The 4,983-nt window shown below is 66.4% G+C and carries 5 protein-coding genes and 1 tRNA gene; all 6 read right to left on the reverse strand.

Features of this window, described 5'->3' with window-relative positions; genetic code table 11:
- On the reverse strand, positions 1 to 431 hold a 431-nt coding region (locus AB3X43_RS18210; protein ID WP_369431286.1), incomplete at its 3' end, for an isocitrate/isopropylmalate family dehydrogenase.
- 39 nt (positions 432 to 470) lie between these two features.
- Entirely contained in the window at positions 471 to 1,121 is a 651-nt protein-coding gene (leuD, locus tag AB3X43_RS18215) for a 3-isopropylmalate dehydratase small subunit (protein ID WP_369431282.1), read from the reverse strand.
- A gap of 25 nt (positions 1,122 to 1,146) precedes the next feature.
- Positions 1,147 to 2,571, reverse strand: coding sequence for a 3-isopropylmalate dehydratase large subunit (leuC, locus tag AB3X43_RS18220; protein ID WP_369431283.1), 1,425 nt, complete (start codon positions 2,569 to 2,571; stop codon positions 1,147 to 1,149).
- Positions 2,568 to 3,470, reverse strand: a complete 903-nt coding sequence (locus AB3X43_RS18225; protein WP_369431284.1) for a LysR family transcriptional regulator — start codon at positions 3,468 to 3,470, stop codon at positions 2,568 to 2,570. The genes leuC and AB3X43_RS18225 overlap by 4 nt, the downstream gene beginning before the upstream one ends.
- A 64-nt stretch (positions 3,471 to 3,534) precedes the next feature.
- A complete protein-coding gene (locus tag AB3X43_RS18230) occupies positions 3,535 to 4,599 on the reverse strand; it encodes an acyltransferase family protein (protein ID WP_369431285.1) in 1,065 nt (354 codons plus the stop codon).
- Between the two features lie 152 nt (positions 4,600 to 4,751).
- Positions 4,752 to 4,842 (reverse strand) — tRNA-Ser (locus AB3X43_RS18235).
- Positions 4,843 to 4,983: the final 141 nt, after the last annotated feature.

A 4,983-nucleotide genomic window follows, 5' to 3' on the forward strand; every position in this document is an offset into this window, starting at 1 on the left:
ATGCGGCGGCCGCGCGGCTGGCCGAAGTAGATGTCGCCCGTCAGCTCGCGGATGATCAGGATGTCCAGACCCGCGATCAGCTCGGGTTTCAGGCTGGACGCGCCGACCAGCTGCTCGTAGCAGATCGCCGGGCGGAAGTTGGCGAACAGGCCCAGGTGCTTGCGCAGGCCGAGGATGGCCTGCTCGGGGCGCAGCGCGCGCTCCAGCGTGTCGTACTTCCAGTCACCGACTGCGCCGAACAGGATCGCGTCGGAGGCCTTGGCCAGGTTCAGGGTCGATTCGGGCAGCGGGTGGCCGTGGGCCTCGTAGGCGGCACCGCCGACCTTGGCCTCTTCCATCTCGAAGGGCAGGTCGAGCACGTTCAGCACACGCACCGCTTCGGCGACGATCTCGGTGCCGATGCCGTCACCGGGGAGGACTGCGATTTTCATGGTCATGGAGATGTCTTTCGTGAACGGGTTCGGTTCAGGTCAGCCGACCAGACGGTGGTTCAGCCACGGTTTGGCTGCCAGCCGCTCGGCCTCGAAGGCGCGGATCTTGTCGGCGTGGCGCAGTGTCAGGCCGATGTCGTCGAAGCCATTGGTCAGGCAGAACTTGCGGAAGGCCTGGACATCGAAGGGGATCTCCTCGCCGTCGCCCTTGACCACCACCTGCCGCGGCAGGTCGATCGTGAGCTGGTAGCCGGGGAAGGCGTGGACCTCGTCGAACAGTTTCGCGATCACGCTCTCGGACAGCACGATCGGCAGCAGCCCGTTCTTGAAACAGTTGTTGAAGAAGATGTCGGCGAAGCTGGGCGCGAGGATGGCGCGGAAGCCGTACTGGTCGAGCGCCCACGGCGCATGCTCGCGGCTGGAGCCGCAGCCGAAGTTCTTGCGCGCCAGCAGCACCGAGGCGCCCTGGTAGCGCGGCTGGTTCAGCACGAAGTCCGGGTTGGGCTTGCGCACGACGTGTTCCTGGCCGGGCTGGCCCACGTCGAGGTAGCGCCACTCGTCGAACAGGTTCGGGCCGAAACCGCTGCGTTTGATCGACTTGAGGAACTGCTTGGGGATGATGGCGTCGGTGTCGACGTTGTCGCGGTCCATCGGGGCCACCAGGCCCTTGTGCACGGTGAAAGCTTGCATGACGGTGTTCCTTGAATCCGGTCGATCAGGCGAGGTGGCGGACGTCGACGAAGTGGCCTTCCAGCGCGGCGGCGGCGGCCATCGCCGGGCTGACGAGGTGGGTGCGGCCACCAGCGCCCTGCCGGCCTTCGAAGTTGCGGTTGCTGGTGGAGGCGCAGCGCTCGCCCGGCTCCAGCCGGTCGGCGTTCATCGCCAGGCACATCGAGCAGCCCGGCTCGCGCCACTCGAAACCGGCAGCCTTGAAGACCTTGTCCAGCCCCTCGCGCTCGGCCTGCGCCTTCACCAGACCCGAGCCTGGCACGACCATCGCCACCTTGACGTTCGCCGCCACGCGCTTGCCCAGCCGGCGCACGACGGCCGCGGCCTCGCGCATGTCCTCGATGCGGCTGTTGGTGCAGGAGCCGATGAAGACCTTGTCGACGTGGATGTCGGCCAGCAGCTTGTTCGGCTCCAGGCCCATGTACTTCAGCGCGCGCTCGATCGCGTCGCGCTTGACCGGATCGCGTTCCTTGTCGGGATCGGGCACGCGCTGGTCGATCGGCAGCACCATCTCGGGCGAAGTGCCCCAGGTGACCTGCGGGATGATCTGCGCCGCATCCAGCTCGACCACGGCGTCGAAGACCGCGTCCGCATCGGACTGCAGCGTCGACCAGTAGGCCACCGCCTGCGCCCACTCGACACCGGCCGGCGTGAAGGGGCGGCCCTTGACGTAGGCGATCGTCTTGTCGTCCACGGCGACCAGACCGGCGCGCGCACCCGCCTCGATCGCCATGTTGCACACCGTCATGCGGCCTTCCATGCTCAGCGCACGGATGGCCGTGCCGCCGAACTCGATGGTGTAGCCGGTGCCGCCGGCCGTGCCGATCTTGCCGATGATGGCCAGCACGATGTCCTTGGCGCCGCAACCCAGGGGCAGCTGGCCGTCGACGCGCACCAGCAGGTTCTTCGCCTTCTTGGCCAGCAGCGTCTGCGTGGCCAGCACGTGCTCGACCTCGCTGGTGCCGATGCCGTGCGCCAGCGCGCCGAACGCGCCGTGCGTCGAGGTGTGGCTGTCGCCGCAGACGACGGTCATGCCAGGCAGCGTGGCCCCCTGCTCCGGGCCGATGACGTGGACGATGCCCTGGCGGCCATCCATGAACGGGAAGTAGGCCGCCGCGCCGAAGGCCTTGATGTTGGCGTCCAGCGTGGTGATCTGCTGGCGCGAGATCGGGTCGGCGATGCCGTCGTAGCCCAGCTCCCAGCCGGTGGTGGGCGTGTTGTGGTCGGCCGTGGCGACGACGGAACTCGTGCGCCAGACTTGGCGGTTGGCCAGACGCAGGCCTTCGAACGCCTGCGGGCTGGTGACTTCATGCACCAGATGGCGGTCGATGTAGAGCACCGAGGTGCCGTCTTCCTCGGTGTGGACGACGTGTTCGTCCCAGAGCTTGTCGTAGAGGGTGCGTCCGGTCATGGGAGGCTTTCGTTCGTGGAAGGACAAAGGAAATCGACAAAACGGCGGACCACGGCAGGCAGAACCTCCTGCGCACGCACACCGACGAGGTACTCGCGCCGAGCCCAGGGCTCGTCCAGCGCAATCCGATCGAGGCGGAACAGCCGCGCCAGCCGCTCGGCCACGGCCGACGGCATCAGCGCGATGCCCAGACCCGCCTCGACGAGCTGGGCAATGGCGTCGAAGCCGCGCACCTGCATGCGCGTGCGCAGCGCCCGGCCCTGCTCGGTGGCCTGGGCCAGGATCATCTGCTGTAGCGCCGCGCCGGTGTGCTGGCCGACGAAGTCGAAGTCGAGCAGGTCGGCAAAGCGCACTTGCGTTCGACCGGCGAGCGCGTGGTCGGCCGGCGTGATCAGCACCAGCGTGCCTTCGCGGTAATGCCAGGTCTGCAGCCGCGACTCCAGCAGCGGCGGCACGAAGATGCCCACGTCCGCACGGCCTTCGGCCACCGAGCGCTGCAGCTCGGCGCTGGTCTGGTCTTCGAGGCTGATGCGGATGTCGGGGTGGGCGCGCGAGAACGCCGCCAGATCCGGCGGCAGGCATTCGGCGATCGCCGAGGCGTTGGCTACGACACGCAGGTGGCCGCGGATGCCACGCGAGTATTCGGCGACCTCGTCCTCCATCGCGTGCAGCGAGGCATGCAGGCTGCGGATGTGGCGCACCAGCGCGTGGCCGGCGGCGGTCAGCTCGACCCCGCGGGCTCGGCGATCGAACAGCTGCACGCCCAGACGGGATTCGAGGTCGCTCAGCCGCTTGCTCGCCGCGGCCAGCGCCAGGTGTTCCCGCTCGGCGCCGCGCGTGATGCTCGCCGTCTCGGCGATCGCGAGGACAAGGTTGAGCGTGACAAGGTCGAAGCGCATGGGGCACCTATCTTGCCCCAAGCCGACCGGGGTGACGGTCGGCAATCGACGAGTGAGCCTTCGTTCAGTGCGAAGGATCGACCCATCGGCGCAGCCTCGGCCCGAAAGGCAGCTCCACCAACTGATGCAGCATCCAGGCCGCCGCCGTGACGACCAGCAACACGCCGGTCAGGCGCAGCGGCAGCGACAGCCCGGACCCGCGCCAGTACGCGAGCAGCATGTAGCCGATGTTCTGGTGCAGGAGGTACACCGGGTAGGTCAGCAAGCCCGCCACTCTGGTCAGCCACGAAGAGGCCAGTTGCCAGCGGCGTGCCGCAATGAGCACAAAGACCCCGAAGAAACCGGCCAGCAAGCCAGCGACGATCCAGGCGTTTCTGGACGATCCATCGGCCGACCCTCTGGCAAGCTGATCCGGGGCTGTCCCATAGGCCAGCGCCAGCAGCAGACTGCACCACAGCAGCAGATAGCGCTGGCGGTTCAATCCATCCTGGCGAATCAACCGGAACAGGATGCCGGCCGAGAACAGCGGCGCCCAATCCAGCGCCAGCCAGAGCGTCGGCAGGTACATGCGGCGCATGTAATCGACCACCGACAGCAGCAGCCAACCTGTCAGCAGCGCCTCGATGCGGGCCATCGTGCCAGTCCACAGCACCGCCACGATCAACAGGTAGAACTGGAGTTCGACGGCCAGCGACCAGTACGCCCCATCGACCAGCTCCACCCCCATCCGCAGCGGGAGCAGATGCATCAGCATCGTCAGGTTGATCAGGAAGTCGCGCAGACTCACGCTGAACAGCGGCGACGCCAGTAGCCAGGCCAGTCCGGCCGTCATGCCGGCGGCAACCCAGTACGCCGGATACAGACGCGCTACCCGGGAAGCCACGAACGCCCGCACCGACGCCCCTTGGGCGGAAGAAAAGACAACGTACCCACTGATGATGAAGAACAGGTCCACACCCAGATAGCCATAGCGGGCAACCTCGGACAGGAGCGGCCCCACCCGATCGGCAATCCAGTCGGCCTGCTGCCCTCGGTAAAGGAAATGGAACAGCACGACCGAGGCACACGCCACTCCGCGCAGCAGATCAATCTCGTGGCTGCGTTCCTGACTTGTATGCGTCTGCGCCATCTGCGAAGCCATTTCGTGAAAACGACCGCAGAGTAACCAAATGTGGCAATTTCACCATTGCCTCCAAATGAAGACGAAACCGGCTTCAGGCGCCACAAAGCAAAAACCCCTGTGATCCGAGGATCACAGGGGTGATGTGCATGAAAGCTCTTTGGCGGAGACGGAGGGATTCGAACCCTCGATGCGCTTTTGGCGCATACTCCCTTAGCAGGGGAGCACCTTCGGCCACTCGGTCACGTCTCCGGCGAAGAGGTGAGACTATAGCGCAAATTCGGAGGCGCTGTAAACCCATCGACGGAAACCGCCGCAGGATCCACACCGTGCCTGAAAAGCAAAACGGAGCGCCCGATTGGCACTCCGTTTTCACGGACACAGTCCGGATGG

Source organism: Sphaerotilus sp. (genome assembly GCF_041083715.1).
GTDB lineage: Bacteria > Pseudomonadota > Gammaproteobacteria > Burkholderiales > Burkholderiaceae_C > Sphaerotilus.